Source organism: Kosakonia sp., from assembly GCF_032104925.1.
In the GTDB taxonomy this organism is placed as follows: Bacteria; Pseudomonadota; Gammaproteobacteria; order Enterobacterales; family Enterobacteriaceae; genus Kosakonia.
Genome location: NZ_DAMCGF010000003.1, coordinates 116,805 through 134,359, shown reverse-complemented (window position 1 = coordinate 134,359; position 17,555 = coordinate 116,805). Strand labels below are relative to the sequence as shown.

The following is a 17,555-nucleotide window of genomic DNA, read 5'->3' as shown; positions in this document are numbered from 1 at the left end:
TTATGGCTGTTGAATGGCCTGCTGATGTCTGTCCCGCAGCGCTGACATGGCGCCCGGAGAGCAACACCAAAACATTTCGATCCCCTTTCAACGGTGCTTCACAGACCGTCCGTTATCCCGGTACCCGCTGGGTATGCTCCCTGACGCTGACCAACCTCACCGACGAGAAATCACGGCGCGTTGATGCGCTTATTGCGTCCCTCGATGGTGAGTATGGGCGGGTTAAAATCCGTGACTGGGGGAGGCCTGGAAGAACGCCGGCGGGAACCCCGACCGTTTCTGATGCAAACCAGACCGGCACGGAGTTACACAGCAAAGGCTGGGTGGCGGGTGTGATAGTGCTGCGCGCCGGGGATTACATCACCGTTAATGACGAACTGAAAATGGTTACGGCAGATGTGACCAGCGCGGCGGATATGACGGCGATTATCCCGATAGCGCCAATGCTCCGCACTTCGCCACCGCCAAACGCACCGATTGAAGTGGCAAACCCTTACGGCATTTTTAAGCTGAAGGACAATCAGCAGGGGGCTGGCAGCCGGATACCCGGCGGCTTTACCAGTTACACCATTGAGTTTGAGGAGGCGTTTTAATGCTGTATTCCCCGTTTTCTGATGCGATGGTGGACTGGCTGTCACGCGACCGGGTGACGGCGGTGATCGCCGCGAATATCCAGTTTGAATCGGGCACCGTCTATGTACATTCCGGTACCGGCACGATTGTCCTGAACGGTTTTGTGTATTACGGCATGGGCAAAATGGGGGCGGTTGATGATGTGGGTGAAACCAATTCGACCAGCCCGGCGCAGCTTAAACTTACGCTTTCCGGTCTGGATCTTTCGTTGTTTGCCACCACGCTCAATGAGCGGTGTGTTGGCAGGCAGGCGAATATCTACCTTGTCGTTATTGACGACAGCGGCGTGGTACGCGCGGCGGATATGATTTTTCAGGGCAAAGTATCGAGTACCGGTGCCACCGCCGGGGAAACGAACGCCCTGCAGTACACCGTCAGCAATATCTTTGAGGACTGGCAGCGCCCGTTTCCCGATCGTTACACCGATGAATCCCACCAGGCCACGCAACCGGGCGATCGCATTTTCCGTTACGTGGCGCAGATGGCGGAGCGTTCAATCTACTGGGGCAGCAAAAAAGATGCTCCGGGCTTTACTTATTCGTGAGGACGCATGAAGCATCCGGACTGGCATAACCGATTAATCGCCGTGATGAAGGCCGCTGAAAAGCGGCCTTTTTCATGGGGTGAAAATGACTGCTGTCTTTTTTCGGCTGACTGCGCTCTGGCGATGTGCGGTGAGGATTTTGCAGCTGTTCTGCGCGGTACTTACCACTCGGAGACAGGGGCAAAAAAAGTGTTGCTGCGCAACGGCGGAACGCTGGAAAAGGTGCTGGGCAGATTCCTTGATGAAGTGCCGGTGAAACTGGCGCAGCGCGGGGATATCGCAGTCGTGGAGAATAACGGAGCCCGGTGCGCCGGTGTGGTTTATTCCGGCGTGGTGTGGGTGCCGGGTAGCGCCGGGCTGGTCAGCCTGCGGGTGAAACCCCTGAGTGTATGGAGGGTTCGATAATGCCAGCTGCGATCCCAATCGTTGCAACCATTGCCGCGGGTGTTGCTGCTTCACAGGGGGCTTATGCCATTGGTATCGCTATCACTGTGGCTGCGCAGGTGGCAACCCAGCTGATGACAAAGAAACCGTCGATTGACGCGTATCGCGATACCTCTGAGCGCAAGCAGGTGCTGCGTGCCGCCGCCAGCCCGAAAACCGTGGTTTACGGTCGTACAATGTCAGCCGGTACGCTTTTCTTTTCAGAAGAACAGCCTGGCTCCCAGACCGATGGTGAATGGCTGCATATGGCGATCACCCTCGCCGGGCATCCCATTTCCGGAACGGGCGCGATCTATCTTTCCGATGATGAGATTGGCACCTTCGGCGACAGCGTCACGCATGAGGTACACATCGACCGGCAGACCGCCGATCCGTTTATGCTGGCTAACTGCCCGTCGTGGAAAGCGGACATGATCGGGAAGGGCATTTCATGGCTGCGTATTTCCATGAAGTTCAATGCCGAGAAGTTCCCGGCAGGTATCCCCAATATCAAGGTCGAAAAACTCGGGCGGAAGGTTTACGACCCGCGCACCGGGCAGACCGCTTACAGCAATAATGCAGCGCTGTGCATTCTCGACTACTACCGTAACTATCTCAAAGTGCCTGATACCGATATCAACTGGGATCAGTTTCAGGAAGCGGCAAACATCAGCGATGAGATTGTTGCTAACGGCGATGGCACCTCAGAACGCCGTTACATGCTCAATGGCGAGTTTGACCTCAGCGAAAACAAGGCCAGCATCCTTGAAGCCATGCTGGTATGTTGCGCCGGAGAGCCCACGTACACGGCGGGTAAACACGGTATTCTGGTCGGGGCATATTACGGACCGGCAACTGAAACCATCACGGAAGATCAGATCGCCGGTGATATTGAAATCATGCCGGAGGTGGCTCAGACAGACCGGGTGAACACGGTTAAAGGTACTTTCGTTGATCCGCTGCAGGGCTATTCTGAAGTTGATTTCCCGTCGGTATCGGTTGCTGAATGGGTAACCGAGGATGGGGTGGAGATATCGCAGGATATGCCGCTTCGCTTTGTGACCTCCGAATTTCAGGCGCAGCGCCTGGCGGATATCCGGCTGAAGCGCACACGCATTTCCCGCACGATGAATATCCCGCTTAACCTGAGCGGCTACCGCTATCGTCCCGGCATGTATGTGAAAGTCAGCCTCCCGTCGCTTGGCATTACCGGCGTTGAAATGCGCGTGACAGACTGGAAGTTTGGCATCAGCAATGGTGTGCAACTCACGGTCAAGCAGGAAACCGCCGACGTGTGGGGGGATGCCATTGGTAAACCCATTGTGCGCCCGCCGTTCACTCAGTTACCTGCTGGCGGCGTGGCGCAGCCGCAAAACCTGAAATACACCGTAGAGGAGATCGGGCAGGTGGTGCAGGGTGTGCTGTCATGGCAGAACGTCGGGCAGTTTGCCTACAACAAGGTGATCATCCGCCAGGGCGGAACCGCGGTGTTGTCTGCGCAGGTTCCCGGATCGTTTACCCGCCTGACCGGGCTGCCGAGAAACACATACACCGCGCATGTCATCGCTGTTAACCAGATGGGCGCGGAGTCGCCGGAGGCATACCTCGAATTTAATATTCAGGCACCGCCACCGCCGTCGCGGGTGGATATCGAACAGGGGTTCTTTGCCATCACACTGATCCCGCGGCTGGCTGATCTGGTCAACGTTTCCACACAGTTTGATTTCTGGACGTCCGGAGAAACACCGCTACCTAACGCCAGCGATATAACGGTGGAAAATGGCGCCACGCGGGAAGGTATCGGCACGACCTGGACGAAACACGATCTCAAAGTCGGGCATACCTATTACTGGTACATCCGGACCATAAACGCCTTCGGCACATCAGCATTTGTGACTGTCGCCGCTGAATGCTCAATGGATACCGGGAGCCTGATTGAAATCATCGATGATGGGATCCGTAATTCTGACGCGTTCCAGAATATACAGAACGGGGTGGATACCAACCTTGAGGCCGCCATGCAGAATGCGCTGGCGGTGCATGGCACCGTTGAGCATCAGTATCAGCAATATGGTGAGGTACGAGCCGATATTCTGGTTGTGAAGACGACGGTCGCCAGTAACGAAAAAGGGCTGGCCGACCTGTCAACTTACGTACAGGCGCAGATTGGTCCGGAAGGAAACCTCGTTGCCGCCGTTAACCAGAAAATGACCGCTGAAGTTAACATCGACGGGACAGCGAAAGCGTCTTACGTCACTAACCTCGGCATTGTCCGCAATGGCGTGAAGTACAGCGCCGGGTTTGGCATGTCGATAGAACCAGACGGCAGCGCCTACAAATCGACGGTCGTTGTCGCCGCTGACCAGTTCGGTGTTTATTCCGGGAATAATCCCGGCAACTGGCAGGCTGCGTTCTTTGTTTACAACGGCCAGGTATTTATCAGGAGCGTGCTGATACAAGAGGCATCCATTGATTTCGCCAAAATCACGGATACGCTCCAGTCGTCGAACTACGTGCCAGGCGTCAGCGGCTGGCGGCTCGGGAAAGGCGGCGATGCGGAATTTCATGGGAAGGTCTATGCAACCAGCGGTCAGTTCTCCTTCAACGGGACGAATAACACCGTGGTGCTCGATGATAATGGCCTTACCGTTAACCTGACCGGTGGCGGCATGATTCGCGTGGGGAAATGGTGATGCCTGAAGGTTTACTTATCGACCTGAAGGACGGCGGGCCGCGCATGGAAATTACAGCCGGTCTTCGCTGTCCTTCTTTCAGCATGGTTATCCCTGAACAATTTGACGTTAATCAGTACCAGATCCCCAACTATGTAGCCGGAAGTCAGGTTGTGCTGTTGCCACGCAATACCGTTTATATGACGTACCGTGGCACAAATCTGATCCCGACCATCGGGATGCTGTCCGGTTATTCCGTATCCGGCAACGTCATTACCCTGAACACCTGGTGGAGCGACAACTGGAACCGGGCCAGATCGTTCAATTCTGCTGTGTGGCAAATCCTTCCGGCATCGCAGGGGCAGGGGCTGTTGATTCAGGACAGCACCGATTTTCTGTCAATAACGGATGCAACGATGGTGGGATCCTGTGTCTGGCGCGGAACCGTAACGTTTACAGGAAGCTGGGCCACACCGGATACGGGCGTTTCCCGCGATCAGTATCTTGTGTTCGCGAAGTGGAGCGCTGACGGCGTTACCGTCGAATTCGACGGGGCTAACGTCACCGCATACCAGGAGCGAAATGGCGATGATGTGGCAGCTACGGTAACTCTGCAGATAGCCATTTTTGCCAGTGGCATGATCCCCACGCCGGGAACAGGCTTCAATATTTTCAAAAACGGTACCTGTGTCTTTTCCACCACCCGGCGCCCGTTTATTTACCGTAATGCCTCGTTTGTTCCGTCATGGAACTGGACGGATATCGGCGACAGCATGATCATGCTCGGGCGGTACGGCTACGACAGCAGGACATCCGGAGGATGGGACTACCTGAAATGGGCGGGGCTTGTTCGTTCCGGAAATGCGGTCAGGTGCGGTCGGGGACGCACAACCACAACATGGACTGACAGATATTCTGTTGTCGGTCAGCGGCTGACATCTGTCAGCATCCCCTGCATCCCGTCAATGTATTAACCCTACGCCACCCTACCAGACCCGGCCAGCGTGCCGGGTTTTTTATTGCCTGGAGTTCACATGTCAGCAGGAACCTTAACCCTTACGAATAATTCTGCCTCTGTGTCCGGTAGTGGCACTTCATTCACCACTGAACTTGCTGCAGCCGATTTTATTGTGGTTACGGTCGGCGGCATTCCTTACACGCTGCCGGTGAAAACGGTAGACAATGCAACCGCACTCACGCTCGTCAGCAATTACACCGGGCCAACGCAGGCCGGTGCTGCCTGGTATGCTGTGCCCCGCGTCGCAATGAACCTGGTTACCGCTGCGCTGGTGGCGCAGAGTGCTGAAGCGCTGCGCGGCCTGAATTACGACAAACAGAACTGGCAGCAAATCTTTGCCGGAAGTGGTACTGCCACGATAAAAATCCCCGACGGTACGTCTTTTACCGGCCCGACATGGAACAGCCTGGCAACGTCTTTAGCCAGCAAGGCGGATAAAAGTTCGCTGGGGAATGCGGCGGCTCTTAATGTAGGCACAGAAGCTAATACGGTCGCAGCCGGTGATGACGCTCGTCTTAATTCAATTAATGGAAAATCAGGCGGCATAATTACCGGAGACATTTCGCTACCGATGAACGGGCCTGTGTTTTCTTATTCTTTTGTACTGACAGCTTTGTCCGGGGCTGAGGGGGTAAGGCAGCGCGGGTCTCTTGCTGATTTCAATGACGGAACAAGTCGAACCATCCTTAACATTGATTCCGTTGGCAACCGAAAAGCGACTATTTACCCTACGGGGGGAATTATTTGTCAGGCTGGCCGTGACGCTACGTATCCGGCATTTGCCTCATATTTCATTAACTGGACCGGATCGCAACCAACACTTTATATTGACAATTATCTGGTCGGGGCTATCAGTACAACAGCAGTTTCAGATAAGGAACTGAAAGAACAGATTGAATATCATACCGATACTGATGCCGCGGCAGCCGAAGTTGAACAGTGGCGCGTGGCATCATTCCGATATAAAGCCCGCGGCATCGCGCCGCAGAGCGATGAGAAGTTAGGCTTTATCGCCAATGACCTTGTGCAGGTCAGCCCTGAGTGTGTGAAGGGGGAAGGGCTTAAAGAAGGCTTTGATGAGAATAACCCGGAGGGGGCTTATTATCTTGATCCGATCGCGATGCTTGCCAAGCTGGCGATGGCGTTTCAGGCTCAGCAAAAACAAATCTCTGAACTTCAGTTACTTGTAAAACAGATATCCGCTGGCTCTTGATCATCTGCATAGATAAATCTACTGTATATAAAAACAGTGTTTATGAGGTGCACATCATGCCACGCCAGTACGAAATACATACCGCCTTTGTAGCTTCCATACAGCAAAACCCAAAGGGTTACCAATACCTGCGCACAGCCGATTTTATAAGGGAACTGGCAGCTCGTAACTGGCATTTCAGCCAGGAGGATGCAAACGCGTGGATCGAGCAATATCAAACCGACTTTGTTGATAAGACGACAGAATTCAGCGAGAACCGTCTCTGGATGCTGCGCAACATGGGGAGGATTCACTAATGGGATTCCCGTCGCCAGCAACAGATTATGCAGAGCGCACGCTTACCGTTGATGCAATTTGTCATATGGATGCCAATTGCCGGATCATCGAAACTGACACAGGATATGCGGTGATAGACAGAGCTTCCAGGCCCAGTGAAGGTGAAACGGTACTGGCAACCTTCGACGGCCGCGTCCAGTTCGCTAAGTGGATGGGCGGGTCGCTAATAACGGAAGACGGGGAAGCGGTTGAAGGTGAGGCGCTGGATGGCGTCATCGTGCATGGACTACTTACGTACACCATTACCCGGCTGCATGATGACGGGATAGTTTGATGGGGCATGTATGGGGCATTTATATTCGGCGATTGTGGGTGAAACTGGTTAGTTATCAATTTGCATATCAGTAAACGCCTGTTGTTACGTGTGCTCTTGGGCGAACTTTACTGTTTATGAAAATTGCACAGTCATATTATGAACATGCAGGTGTAGTGAGTCTGACTCACGCATAACCACGAATAATGGGAAGATAACCACCTCGCTGGCGGTTATCTTCCCTTGTTTTGTGTTTCGTGCGCTTTCCCTCCTAATCCTTTTTACACCCTCCCTGCCACTTTACGTGGGCACAGACGATCACATCGACCATAGCCGTTGCGGGTACAGTCATGCTTACCGTTTTCCACTGACGATGCCCGAAGGAGAGATGACGAATGTTTGCCCATATGAGAATCGCCCGGCCCGTAACCGACCTTGAACTGACCTGTCGTATGTATTGCGAGGCGCTGGAACTGCGCAAAATTGCGGATTTCACCGATCATGAGGGCTTCAGTGGCGTGATGGTAGGGCACCGCTCTGCGCCCTGGCACATCGAATTCACACTTTGTCATCACCATCCGGTTAAACCTGCTGCGACGGCAGAGGATTTACTGGTGCTTTATTACCCGGACGCTGATGAATGGGTTGCGCGCTGTGAAGCCATGCGCAAAGCAGGGTTTACAGAGATCGTTTCGTTTAACCCTTACTGGGATATTTCAGGCAAGAGCTGGCAGGACCATGACGGCTACCGCGTGGTGTTGCAAAACAGGGCGTGGGTATCTGTCTGAGTTACGCGTGGTTCCACGCAGGTGCTTTGCCATTACCATGAATTAATGGGTTTTATTTCCTTTTTTGCAAATATTTCTTGCGCTGAAATATCTGATTCTTTAGCTGATTTTATTATATTTACATAAAAATACCTTTTGTTTTTTTACACTGTAGTGCTTATTACACCGCGGTGAGGGATATGATGTACAGGAATACGCAACAGATTGATAATATCCTTATTGATCTTAATAAAGCAGTTGATGCGCATTATGATTGGTTAATCAATATGTTCGCCTGCGTGGTCAATAATAATATTGATCAGTCGGAAAGCATTAACGCACACTCGCACCACCTGTGCCATTTCGGCCGCTGGCTGGATGGACACCAACCCATGAATCAGGAGGAATCCAGCTGCCTGCAGGCAATTGATGCGACACACACGAAAATGCATAACTGCGGCCGTGAATTGATGTGTGTGATTAGGGATAAAAAAACAAATACTGATAAATTTTCAGAGTTTAAGCATCGTCTTGCATTATTTTCCGCAGCGGTGACCGCCTATAAAACGTATTTATTAAAGCTGCGCGGTGGCGTTGATATATTAACCGGGCTGCCAGGTCGCAGGATGCTGGATGAAAGGTTTGAACAGCAACTGAAAGAAGTATCAGACCGGAAGATGTATATGTTGCTGCTTGATATCGATCGTTTTAAAGATGTGAATGACACCTACGGGCATCTGGTCGGTGATGGCGTTTTACGCGAGCTGGCGCAGCAACTGCGCGATCGGATCCGTGGGGGCGACACTGCCTACCGCTACGGCGGTGAGGAGTTCATTATTATTCTGTATGCGCCTTCGGACAGAGAGGCGTGCATGGCGGCGCTGCGCCTGCGTGAGTCGGTTGCAGCGTCAGCCATTCACTACGACGATAAAGCGCTTAACATTACGGTGACCATCGGTGTGACTCAGGCATGGGATGGCGAGTCTATTGGCATCGTCGTGAAAAGAGCCGATGCGGCGATGTATCGGGGAAAACAGACCGGGCGCAACCGCTGTATGTTTATGGATGAAGGCGGTGAGATTCACCTTATTACCCATTAATATTCCATTATCCCTGGTGCGATTTGTTTTATATCGCGTTCAATACTATCAGCAAGGGTTCTGTTATTAACGGCGGTTGACTCTATTTTCAACCATACTAAAAAGCCCTGCAAAGGGCTTTTTTGGGAGCAGGAAAACACCAGGCGAATTACAGGTTCTGGTAGCAGTCTTCCAGACCGGTATAGTAAGAAGAGTTAACCAGCGCTTGTTTAAGCGCACGCCGATTCTGGCTGTCAAAAAAGGCATAATTAATTTTACCGGCCAGCGCCAGACCCGTCGGGCGCATCATATGATACGTGTTATCACCTGAGCCAATTTTCGGCGCAACATAATTTTTAAGCAGGTCATTACCCTGCAGATCGAAACTCTCGTTAATGCCGAGTGATTTATGGTAAATTACTTGTAATAACAAACTTAGATTATAGTTATCCGGGTGGCTTACCGTTGAGTAGCAATCCGGATTAGCGGAAAGCGTGCGGAAATACTCTTCTGAATAATCGAAATAAAGCTTGCCTCGTTGAAATAATGTACGGTATTTCAACGCATCTTCTTTAAGCATATTGGTTTGTTTTTCACTGGAAAAACTCACGGAATGGTACGTTTCCACCACGTTTTGAATACTCACATTGGTGAGATAAAGATGCAGCATGCGGTAATCGACGTAGACCATAAAATCAGGGATTTTATCTGTATAGTACCCGAGCTGCGGCGTTGAAACGCGGGATTCCATGGTCGGTAGCATGGTGATATCGAAGAATTGGCTTAAGGCTGCTGTTGAAAACGGTCCCCATTTTTCTGCATGATGCTGCATAAAAATGAAATCACACTGTTCTAATTCGTGATAGAAGTTAATGAAGTCATTATTTTCGTTAAGTTTATAAATAGGCATATTGAAAATGCCGTCGAACTTCCCTTCATGCAGCCCGCTGACGTTCATTATCAAATTTCCCAGAACTTCAAGTTGGCAATTACCAATTAATGCTAATTTCATTTTATAAACGCCCCCAGGCTAATGCATTCCGTTGTAATTACAGCGGCTAATTTTATCGTTAGCCTGGGGGCGGAGTACAGGTAAAACCCTATTTTTGTATCAAATACCGGATCGTCGGCCCATCTTGCTGAATATCCAGCACGGTATAGCCGTGATTACGCGCATCCAGCGGAATATTATTAATGGATTGCGGGCAGTCGCTTATCACTTCCAGGATCTCGCCTTTTTTTAACTGCGGCATCGCTTCAAGCGTCGCAACAGCCGGGTAAGGGCAGGGCTCGCCGCTCATATCAAGACGGTAATCGGGCACGATGTTCATGCAGTCTCCTTAACGGTAGCCACCGTGTTAGCGCGGCGGAAGAAGCGTTTTTCCCAGCCGACGACAAACAAGAAGGCGGCGAGCAACAAAAGATAAGTGACCAGCAGGCCACCCAGCGGACCGAAGGTTTTCAACAGGTTGATTTTGTCCCAGCTGGTGGCCAGCGCAGGGGATAAATCATCCCAATAATAGGCGAGGATCGTTGAGCCAATCACGTTACCCAGCCCAACCCACCAGTAGTGTACCTGGCCTTCCACCGCGCGGTACATCCAGCCGGTTTCACAGCCGCCTGCCAGTACAATACCAAAGCCGAACAGCAAGCCGCCGATCACCGCATTCGGACCCGCCCACATAATTTTGGCTTCCATGCCCAGCTGGACATAGCTAAAGATACCGATAGCGCTGGCAGCCATTCCGAAAATAATCGCTTTCGCCATCATCGTGCGCCCGGTGATCCACATATCGCGGAAGGCCGAGGTAAAACAGATTTGCGCACGTTCGATAAGCAGACCAAAACCCACACCAAACAGCATTGCCAGGCCTAATTTGGGCTGGTTCATTGCCGTCAGTAGCGCCCAGGCCACCATGCCGGCGAACACCAGCATGCCGATACGAAAACGACGTTTTGCCTGCGCGGGTTTTTGCGTCAGCGGTGAGGCGGCTGAGACTTTTTGCATTTTAACCGGGATGCGAAACAGCGGCAGCAACGTGAAGCGTGCGCCAAACCATGAGCCAATGGCGGTGGCGACGGCAAAAAACCACGCGTGTAACGAGAACTGCGGAATACCGGTAAAGAAGGCGGCGAGGTTACAGCCCATCGCCAGACGTGCGCCGAAACCGGCAATCATCCCACCGATAATGGCCTGCATGATGCGGATACGGCTGTGCGGCAAACGCAGCTTGACGTTGTTCGCCCACAGCGCGGCGGCGAAACAGCCACCGAACATGCCGATGATCATCATGCCATCAATACGGGTGAGCGGGGTGCCGTCAAGGTGGATCAATTTGAAGTAGCCCCACTCTTCGGTATGTACACCTGCCAGTTGCAATAACTGACCGCCCCAGCGGGTAAACTCGCCGGTAACCGCCCAGAACGTGCCGGTGATACCAAAATAGTAAGTGGAGAGGATGCCCGCAGCGATAACCGCCGGGACGGGAGACCAGAACTTAATCAGAAAGCGGTCTTTGAACTGTTGCCATGACATAGAAATGAGCCTCTGAACTCAGAAGGAACGGGTAATGCAAAAGAACCCCGGATAATACACGGGCGGGATGACAAGCTAACGTAAAAAAGGCGAAAAACCTGGTACAGATCAAACTTGCAGGCGGTGGGGGAAAGGGTGGCGATGATAATGCTTTAATGCCACAATATTTTTTTCTTCGCGAGCAGGATAAATAATGAAAAAGCGAGTGATTGTTGGCGCGGCGATGCTGCTGAGCGGCTGCGTTCAGGTGGATAATTACGATGCGGTGGTGAAACAGCCCGCACCGGCAGGGCTGGCGGGTTACTGGCAATCTTCCGGGCCGCAAAGCAGCCTGGTGAGCCCGGAAGCCATCGCCAGCCTTATCGTGACAAAAGAGGGTGATACACTCGATTGCCGCCAGTGGCAGCGCGTGATTGCCGTTCCGGGCAAGCTGATGCGTAATGGCGACAAGCTGTATAACGTGACGCAAAAACGCGACATTTACCGCCTTGAGCGCGAAGGTAATACGCTGGAGTTTGATGGTCTGACATTGCAACGCGTCGATAAACCCACGGTTGAATGCCAGGACGCTTTAACTAAATCCGGGCTGAACATTACGCACTAAATAGCACGCCGGGCCTGCATATTACGTTGCCCGGCGCAATTTTATAGCGCATCCTCAATGACCCACACGCTGACGCTACCCCCATGGCAGGTGAATGTTCCTTCACCATGTTCATCGGTGGTGATCGTCTCCTCGCGGTTACCAAGAAAATCCCGCCACACTTTACTGGCGTAGTTCTCCCCCAGCATTAGCTGCTTTTCTCCCTCGTCGCCATTGGACATCACCACCACGCAACCCGGCTCACATTCGGTGCCACTGCGGCTAAAGGCAATGCAGTTAGGATGATCAAACCACAGGGTTTGCACGCCGTGGGCGAAACGCTGGCGGGCGAGAATTAACCGTTCGAGATTTTCAATGACTGGCATATCGACGTGGTAGGTTTCGCCATCGCCGCCGGTATCGTCGTAGCTTGCGCCAAACAGATCCGGGTAAAAGACTGACGGCACGCCATTTTCACGCAGCAGGATCAGCGCATAGGCCAGCGGTTTAAACCAGGCTTCGACCGGCGCTTCCAGGGCTTGCAGGGGTTGCGTGTCGTGGTTGGCAACCAGCGTTACGGCGTGAAACGGATCGGCTTCCACCAGGGTTCCGTCGAAGATCTGGCGCATATCGTAATCGCGTCCCTGTTGCGAGGCTTCGTGAAATTTCATATGCAGCGGCGCGTCAAAGAGCATCGTTTTGCCCTCAACCTGGCCGATATACTGCTGCAGCTTTTCCACTTCATGGGACCAATATTCCGCGACGATAAACAGCGGCCCGGGCGCGACTTCCTGCACATGCTCGATCCACTCTTTATAGAACCAGGCCGGAATGTGTTTCACCGCGTCCAGACGAAAACCGTCGCAGTGAGTCTGTTCCATTACCCAACGCGCCCAGTATTTGATCTCTTCCGTCACCGCATGGTTGCGAAAATCGATATTGGCGCCCATCAGGTAGTCGAAGTTGCCCAGCTCGTCGTCGACCTGGTCGTTCCAGCCGTCGCCGGTATAGTCGTTAACGATTTTAAACACGCCGTATTCGTCCGGATTTTCAATATGATCGACGCCGCTAAAACATTTGTAATCCCAGATAAATCGCGAATATTTCCCGGCGCGGGCAGGGAAGGTGAAGCGCGTCCAGGCTTCACATGCAACAACCTCGTCGTCAATTTGCGTGCGATCCTGTTGATTGACCCGGTTCACGCGTACCGCTTCTTTTTCATCGGCACCCATTTTGTGGTTCACCACCACATCCAGCAGCACGGCGATACCGTTCGCCTGCAGCGCGTCAATGGCGGCGAGCAGTTGCGCTTTATCCCCGTATTTGGTGGCGACGCTACCTTTCTGATCAAACTCACCGAGATCGAATAAATCGTAGCTGTCATAACCCACCGACTGGTCGCCTGCGGCACCTTTGTACACCGGTGGAAGCCAGACCATATTGATCCCCATGTCGTTCAGCGCACCTGCGCGCGCGCGAAGTTCCGGCCAGAGTGCGCCGCCATCAGGGGAGTACCAGTGAAACGTTTGCAACAGGGTGGGGTTTTTCATCTTCCATGCTCCAGAATGAGACGCTGGAAGTATGGCTGAGATTTCAGAAACGACGAACCGCTACGCACATAGTGGCGTGGGAATTTGTATTGCGAGATAAGAACGGGAAGAGGGGGGAAGGCGAAAACCGTAGCGGGTGATGGACTGTTCCTGTATCACCCGCCGGGCATGAGATTAGATCTCGTTGGGGAATAAAATGTTTCCAGAGAGACGTCCATATGTCGAATGTAGGCTATGTTGTCGGGATGTCTGTCCAACCAATGTCCGCAGCTCGTCCATTCGCTGGCTTAACAGTTCTTTGAGTGAAACTTCATTTTCCAGAATTTGCTGTAGCAACGGGCGAATTTGCGCCTGCATTTGAGGCGCGACTTCACTCATATCCTGGAACTGTGTCAGTTTCTCCACAGCGGTAATGTATTTCAACTCGTGCTCAATGAGTTCGTCCCAACGCCCTTCCTTCGCGAGGTTAAGCATGGTGCGGCTGGTGACCAACAGCTGCTGATAGTGGTGGAGCAACCCGAAATTTGCTTCCATTAGTAAGTGTCCCGCGCGTTTTGATTATTGGGGCCAATCTCTTTCCAGGCATCAGCAATGTTGTTGAGCAACGTTGAAACTTCATCAATGGCGGAGAGGTCATTGTGGAGATTAGCCTGTAAAAGACGTCGTGTCATATAGTCATAAAGACTGTCCAGGTTTGCGGCGATCTCGCCACCGACTTCGTGGTCGAGACCGGCACGCAAACCGTTGGTAATGATATTAATAGCCTTTGAAAGCGCCTGTCCTTTACCGGGAATATCTCCCTGCTCAATCAGGATCGCAGCCCTTTTCATGGCGCTTAACGCGCCATCAAAAAGCAGTACCACAAGTTGATGCGGGCTGGCGCTCAGGACGGCGCTTTCCACGCCGACCTGAGCATAAGCCTGAGTTCCCGATTTCGTATACATTTCAAACCTCAACGAATACTTTATTAATTGGTCTTGTTAAATTGCTGGGTCAAATAGTTACCGGTTGATTCCAGTGACGAGACCAGCGTACTTAAACTTGTAAATTGCGCTTTATAACGAGCCATGGTTGCGGTGATCTGGTCGTTTACCCGGTCATACTGCTCAGACAGCTTTTTCAGCGTCTTGTTAATCCCATCGGTTGCATTCTGCACGGTGCCGTCAGTACCGAGGAAATCGTCCAGCAGATTGCTGGCCTGCGTCGCAAAACCTGTGGTTTTGCCATCACCGGTCAGGAAGGAGATCACGTCAGTTGATTTTTCCGTCAGCGCTTTGTCGAGCTTGGTGCTGTCAACGGTCAATTTGCCGGAGACATCCTGGGTAATACCCAGCTGCGACAGGATATTGTAGCTGCCGGTATTGCTCTGAGAAGAGGAGAGCAGCGAGCGCAGACGCGTCTGAATGTTACGCAGCGTACCGTCACCCAGCAGATCGCCGTTAGAGTTGTCCTGAGACGTACTGCCCTGATCCACTTTCGTGTATTTTGTCTGGTTGGCAATGGTCGTTTGCAGTGAGTTATAAGCATCAACAAACGCCTGCACCGCCGCAGTCATTGGCGCATTATCTTTGGTTACCGCCAGCGTTTCCGGGCTGCCGATATTGGTCTTGTTCAGCGTCAACGTTACGCCTTCCGGCGCATCGGTGATGGTGTTACTGCTACGCGTGATCGCCACGCCGTTGATCTTCAGGTTGGCGTCAGCAGCGGCAACCTGCTGCGTCATGGTATTGCTGGCGCTGCCGGCATTGCTTGAATCATAACTAACGTACTTGGCTAATTCGGTATCATTAGTGGTGATCGTCATTTGGTTGGTGGTACCGCTATCGCGCGAGGTCAGCGCCAGATAGTAGCTGCTGTCATCGGCTTTAATGATACTTGCGGTCACACTTCCTGCTTTCGCGTTGATCGCATCACGGATATCCGCCAGGCTGGTCTTATCGCTTGCCAGCGTAACGGTCAGCGGATCTTTTTGACCCGGTTGGGTGATCGTAATGGTACGCGAGCTCAGGCTGCTATCACCTAAATCCGTATCTTTACTTGCCGCTTTCGGGCTGAGCAGCGACTGCGCTGCTGCCAGCGACGTCACCTCAATAGAATATGATCCCGCCGTTGCACTGGTCGCCAGGGAGGCGGTAAACGCCGTGTTGGTGCTGGAAACTTTGGCCGATGCAATTTTGGAAGTATCTTTCAGCGCATTGGCCGCTGTTTGCAGCTTGGTCAGCGACGTCTGAACGATGCCCCAGGCAGTGAGTTTTGCTTTATACGATGTCTGCTGAGTGGTAATTGGCGTCAGCCTGGTCTCTTCGGCCGTCTGCAGCTGGCTATACAGCGTACTGAGCGACGAACTTAAGCTGGTGCCTGCTCCGATAGAACTAATAGTTGCCATTTCTTTATCCTTCAGTTTTAGACAATCACTGTGGGGATTATCGGCAGCGACTGCGAAAAGATTAGAGGGTTTTTTTTAAAACAATGGCGGAATAAAGATAAAGAATAGCGGGCAGTTTGCGGCTTTAAAAAAATGATCTTTTTTTCTAAAGGTTGTTAAGAGGCGGTCGATAATCAGGGGGACGGTGAGAAAACCGTAGGCAGATGCCTGAATCTGATAACTTTTTTTAAGGAATTACATCATGGCTGTTATTAATACTAACACCCTGTCTCTGATGACTCAGAACAACCTGACTAAATCTCAGTCTTCTCTGGGTACGTCTATTGAGCGCCTGTCTTCTGGTCTGCGTATCAACAGCGCTAAAGATGACGCTGCTGGCCAGGCAATTGCTAACCGCTTTACTTCCAACATCAACGGCCTGACCGTTGCTGCACGTAACGCGAACGACGGTATCTCTCTGGCGCAGACCGCTGAAGGCGCGCTGGGCGAAATCAACAACAACCTGCAGCGTATCCGTGACCTGACCGTTCAGGCGCAGAACAGCTCCAACTCTGCCTCTGACATCGACTCCATCCAGGCTGAAGTTAACCAGCGTATGGAAGAAGTTAACCGTGTTACCACCCAGACCGACTTCAACGGCATCAAAGTGCTGAACACCGGTTCCGGCACCAGCAGCTACAACTTCCAGGTTGGCGCGAAAGACGGCGAGCAGATCTCCATCAGCCTGACCTCTTCCAACGCGTACAACCTGTTCAACGCTTCTGGCGCAACGTCCCAGACTACCGGCCAGACCATCAACGGTACTGCACGTTCTACCGCTGCTGAAGGTTTCGACGTTCTGAGCGGTACGGTAAGCAGCGGCGGTGTGACCAACGGTAGCCCGCTGGCAGATATCGATGCGGCAATCAAAGCGGTTGACACTCAGCGCAGCCTGCTGGGTGCGTCCCAGAACCGTTTCGAATCCACCATCACCAACCTGAACAACACCGTGAACAACCTGTCTTCCGCACGCAGCCGTATTCAGGATTCTGACTACGCAACTGAAGTGTCGAACATGTCCCGCGCGCAGATCCTGCAGCAGGCTGGTTCTTCCGTACTGGCTCAGGCCAACCAGGTTCCGCAGACCATGCTGTCCCTGCTGCGTTAATCGCAAATTATGCAGTATCAGAAAGCGCCGCTTGTCGGCGCTTTTTTATTTCTTTGAAAAATAAGCCGAATAAAAATAAAAAAATCCCTAAAGAGTTCGTTAACCCCGTCGATAACAATTATGACGGTGATGAAGCCGCTGGCGCATACCGGAATATAAATTACTCAATGAAGGATAATAATCATGGCTGTTATTAATACTAACACCCTGTCGCTGATGACCCAGAACAACCTGACTAAATCTCAGTCTTCTCTGGGCACCTCGATCGAGCGTCTCTCTTCCGGTCTGCGTATCAACAGTGCAAAAGATGATGCGGCTGGCCAGGCAATTGCTAACCGTTTTACTTCCAACATCAACGGTCTGACCGTTGCTGCACGTAACGCGAACGACGGTATCTCTCTGGCGCAGACCGCTG

At 52.3% G+C, this 17,555-nt stretch carries 19 protein-coding genes and 1 pseudogene; 13 read left to right on the top strand and 7 right to left on the bottom strand.

Annotated features, from left to right (window positions below; genetic code table 11):
* Positions 1 to 2 precede the first annotated feature (2 nt).
* The 10 genes from RT644_RS06790 (at position 3) to RT644_RS06745 (ending at position 8,959) form a co-directional block, all read left to right on the top strand.
* Positions 3 to 593 (top strand): hypothetical protein, encoded by a 591-nt coding sequence (locus RT644_RS06790; protein ID WP_313626221.1) that lies wholly within the window; start codon positions 3 to 5, stop codon positions 591 to 593.
* A complete protein-coding gene (locus RT644_RS06785; RefSeq protein WP_313626220.1) occupies positions 593 to 1,177 on the top strand; it encodes a hypothetical protein in 585 nt (194 codons plus the stop codon). Before RT644_RS06790 ends, RT644_RS06785 begins: the two co-directional genes overlap by 1 nt.
* Before the next feature lie 6 nt (positions 1,178 to 1,183).
* Entirely contained in the window at positions 1,184 to 1,582 is a 399-nt protein-coding gene (locus RT644_RS06780; RefSeq protein WP_313626219.1) for a DUF6950 family protein, read from the top strand.
* Complete coding sequence (locus RT644_RS06775; protein WP_313626218.1) at positions 1,582 to 4,293, top strand: DUF1983 domain-containing protein; 2,712 nt, start codon at positions 1,582 to 1,584, stop codon at positions 4,291 to 4,293. Before RT644_RS06780 ends, RT644_RS06775 begins: the two co-directional genes overlap by 1 nt.
* Positions 4,293 to 5,246 carry a DUF6453 family protein gene (locus tag RT644_RS06770; RefSeq protein ID WP_313626217.1) on the top strand — a complete coding sequence of 318 codons (954 nt, stop codon included), beginning with the start codon at positions 4,293 to 4,295 and terminating at the stop codon, positions 5,244 to 5,246. The genes RT644_RS06775 and RT644_RS06770 overlap by 1 nt, the downstream gene beginning before the upstream one ends.
* A 60-nt stretch (positions 5,247 to 5,306) precedes the next feature.
* Positions 5,307 to 6,503: a tail fiber domain-containing protein gene (locus RT644_RS06765; protein WP_313626216.1), complete on the top strand. Its 1,197-nt coding sequence runs from the start codon at positions 5,307 to 5,309 to the stop codon at positions 6,501 to 6,503.
* A 56-nt stretch (positions 6,504 to 6,559) separates the two neighbouring features.
* Positions 6,560 to 6,799, top strand: a complete 240-nt coding sequence (locus RT644_RS06760; RefSeq protein WP_313626215.1) for a hypothetical protein — start codon at positions 6,560 to 6,562, stop codon at positions 6,797 to 6,799.
* A gap of 110 nt (positions 6,800 to 6,909) precedes the next feature.
* Positions 6,910 to 7,113, top strand: coding sequence for a hypothetical protein (locus RT644_RS06755; RefSeq protein WP_313626214.1), 204 nt, complete (start codon positions 6,910 to 6,912; stop codon positions 7,111 to 7,113).
* Between the two features lie 374 nt (positions 7,114 to 7,487).
* Positions 7,488 to 7,880 carry a VOC family protein gene (locus RT644_RS06750; RefSeq protein WP_313626213.1) on the top strand — a complete coding sequence of 131 codons (393 nt, stop codon included), beginning with the start codon at positions 7,488 to 7,490 and terminating at the stop codon, positions 7,878 to 7,880.
* Positions 7,881 to 8,062: 182 nt separating this feature from the next.
* Positions 8,063 to 8,959, top strand: coding sequence for a diguanylate cyclase (locus RT644_RS06745; protein ID WP_313626424.1), 897 nt, complete (start codon positions 8,063 to 8,065; stop codon positions 8,957 to 8,959).
* A gap of 148 nt (positions 8,960 to 9,107) precedes the next feature.
* Here the strand turns inward: RT644_RS06745 and RT644_RS06740 are convergent, their stop codons facing one another.
* The 3 genes from RT644_RS06740 to yedE form a co-directional block, all read right to left on the bottom strand.
* On the bottom strand, positions 9,108 to 9,950 hold the full coding sequence (locus tag RT644_RS06740) for a WcbI family polysaccharide biosynthesis putative acetyltransferase (RefSeq protein WP_313626212.1): 843 nt from the start codon (positions 9,948 to 9,950) through the stop codon (positions 9,108 to 9,110).
* A gap of 88 nt (positions 9,951 to 10,038) precedes the next feature.
* The gene (gene yedF / locus RT644_RS06735; protein WP_020454189.1) at positions 10,039 to 10,269 is read right to left on the bottom strand and encodes a sulfurtransferase-like selenium metabolism protein YedF; all 231 of its coding nucleotides are present in this window, start codon (positions 10,267 to 10,269) and stop codon (positions 10,039 to 10,041) included.
* Positions 10,266 to 11,474, bottom strand: a complete 1,209-nt coding sequence (gene yedE, locus RT644_RS06730) for a selenium metabolism membrane protein YedE/FdhT (RefSeq protein ID WP_313626211.1) — start codon at positions 11,472 to 11,474, stop codon at positions 10,266 to 10,268. The genes yedF and yedE overlap by 4 nt, the downstream gene beginning before the upstream one ends.
* A gap of 193 nt (positions 11,475 to 11,667) precedes the next feature.
* Here yedE and yedD point away from each other — a divergent pair, with 193 nt between their 5' ends.
* A complete protein-coding gene (gene yedD / locus RT644_RS06725; protein ID WP_313626210.1) occupies positions 11,668 to 12,078 on the top strand; it encodes a lipoprotein YedD in 411 nt (136 codons plus the stop codon).
* A gap of 41 nt (positions 12,079 to 12,119) precedes the next feature.
* Here the strand turns inward: yedD and amyA are convergent, their stop codons facing one another.
* From amyA to fliD, 4 genes are all read right to left on the bottom strand, one after another.
* Entirely contained in the window at positions 12,120 to 13,607 is a 1,488-nt protein-coding gene (gene amyA / locus RT644_RS06720) for an alpha-amylase (RefSeq protein ID WP_313626209.1), read from the bottom strand.
* Between the two features lie 174 nt (positions 13,608 to 13,781).
* A complete protein-coding gene (gene fliT / locus RT644_RS06715) occupies positions 13,782 to 14,141 on the bottom strand; it encodes a flagella biosynthesis regulatory protein FliT (RefSeq protein ID WP_313626208.1) in 360 nt (119 codons plus the stop codon).
* On the bottom strand, positions 14,141 to 14,551 hold the full coding sequence (gene fliS, locus RT644_RS06710) for a flagellar export chaperone FliS (protein ID WP_017458358.1): 411 nt from the start codon (positions 14,549 to 14,551) through the stop codon (positions 14,141 to 14,143). The genes fliT and fliS overlap by 1 nt, the downstream gene beginning before the upstream one ends.
* 23 nt (positions 14,552 to 14,574) lie before the next feature.
* Complete coding sequence (gene fliD, locus RT644_RS06705; RefSeq protein ID WP_020454184.1) at positions 14,575 to 15,993, bottom strand: flagellar filament capping protein FliD; 1,419 nt, start codon at positions 15,991 to 15,993, stop codon at positions 14,575 to 14,577.
* Positions 15,994 to 16,234: 241 nt separating this feature from the next.
* Here fliD and RT644_RS06700 point away from each other — a divergent pair, with 241 nt between their 5' ends.
* Entirely contained in the window at positions 16,235 to 17,140 is a 906-nt protein-coding gene (locus tag RT644_RS06700; protein ID WP_313626207.1) for a flagellin, read from the top strand.
* Positions 17,141 to 17,323: 183 nt separating this feature from the next.
* Positions 17,324 to 17,555: pseudogene (locus RT644_RS06695) on the top strand (flagellin FliC); the annotation flags it as partial.

Bases quoted from the DNA above. Each gene is read 5' to 3' on its own strand.
- RT644_RS06790 (WP_313626221.1), top strand. From the start codon at position 3: ATGGCTGTTGAATGGCCTGCTGATGTCTGTCCCGCAGCGCTGACATGG.
- RT644_RS06785 (WP_313626220.1), top strand. From the start codon at position 593: ATGCTGTATTCCCCGTTTTCTGATGCGATGGTGGACTGGCTGTCACGC.
- RT644_RS06780 (WP_313626219.1), top strand. From the start codon at position 1,184: ATGAAGCATCCGGACTGGCATAACCGATTAATCGCCGTGATGAAGGCC.
- RT644_RS06775 (WP_313626218.1), top strand. From the start codon at position 1,582: ATGCCAGCTGCGATCCCAATCGTTGCAACCATTGCCGCGGGTGTTGCT.
- RT644_RS06770 (WP_313626217.1), top strand. From the start codon at position 4,293: ATGCCTGAAGGTTTACTTATCGACCTGAAGGACGGCGGGCCGCGCATG.
- RT644_RS06765 (WP_313626216.1), top strand. From the start codon at position 5,307: ATGTCAGCAGGAACCTTAACCCTTACGAATAATTCTGCCTCTGTGTCC.
- RT644_RS06760 (WP_313626215.1), top strand. From the start codon at position 6,560: ATGCCACGCCAGTACGAAATACATACCGCCTTTGTAGCTTCCATACAG.
- RT644_RS06750 (WP_313626213.1), top strand. From the start codon at position 7,488: ATGTTTGCCCATATGAGAATCGCCCGGCCCGTAACCGACCTTGAACTG.
- RT644_RS06745 (WP_313626424.1), top strand. From the start codon at position 8,063: ATGTACAGGAATACGCAACAGATTGATAATATCCTTATTGATCTTAAT.
- RT644_RS06740 (WP_313626212.1), bottom strand. From the start codon at position 9,950: ATGAAATTAGCATTAATTGGTAATTGCCAACTTGAAGTTCTGGGAAAT.
- yedF (WP_020454189.1), bottom strand. From the start codon at position 10,269: ATGAACATCGTGCCCGATTACCGTCTTGATATGAGCGGCGAGCCCTGC.
- yedE (WP_313626211.1), bottom strand. From the start codon at position 11,474: ATGTCATGGCAACAGTTCAAAGACCGCTTTCTGATTAAGTTCTGGTCT.
- yedD (WP_313626210.1), top strand. From the start codon at position 11,668: ATGAAAAAGCGAGTGATTGTTGGCGCGGCGATGCTGCTGAGCGGCTGC.
- amyA (WP_313626209.1), bottom strand. From the start codon at position 13,607: ATGAAAAACCCCACCCTGTTGCAAACGTTTCACTGGTACTCCCCTGAT.
- fliT (WP_313626208.1), bottom strand. From the start codon at position 14,141: ATGGAAGCAAATTTCGGGTTGCTCCACCACTATCAGCAGCTGTTGGTC.
- fliS (WP_017458358.1), bottom strand. From the start codon at position 14,551: ATGTATACGAAATCGGGAACTCAGGCTTATGCTCAGGTCGGCGTGGAA.
- fliD (WP_020454184.1), bottom strand. From the start codon at position 15,993: ATGGCAACTATTAGTTCTATCGGAGCAGGCACCAGCTTAAGTTCGTCG.
- RT644_RS06700 (WP_313626207.1), top strand. From the start codon at position 16,235: ATGGCTGTTATTAATACTAACACCCTGTCTCTGATGACTCAGAACAAC.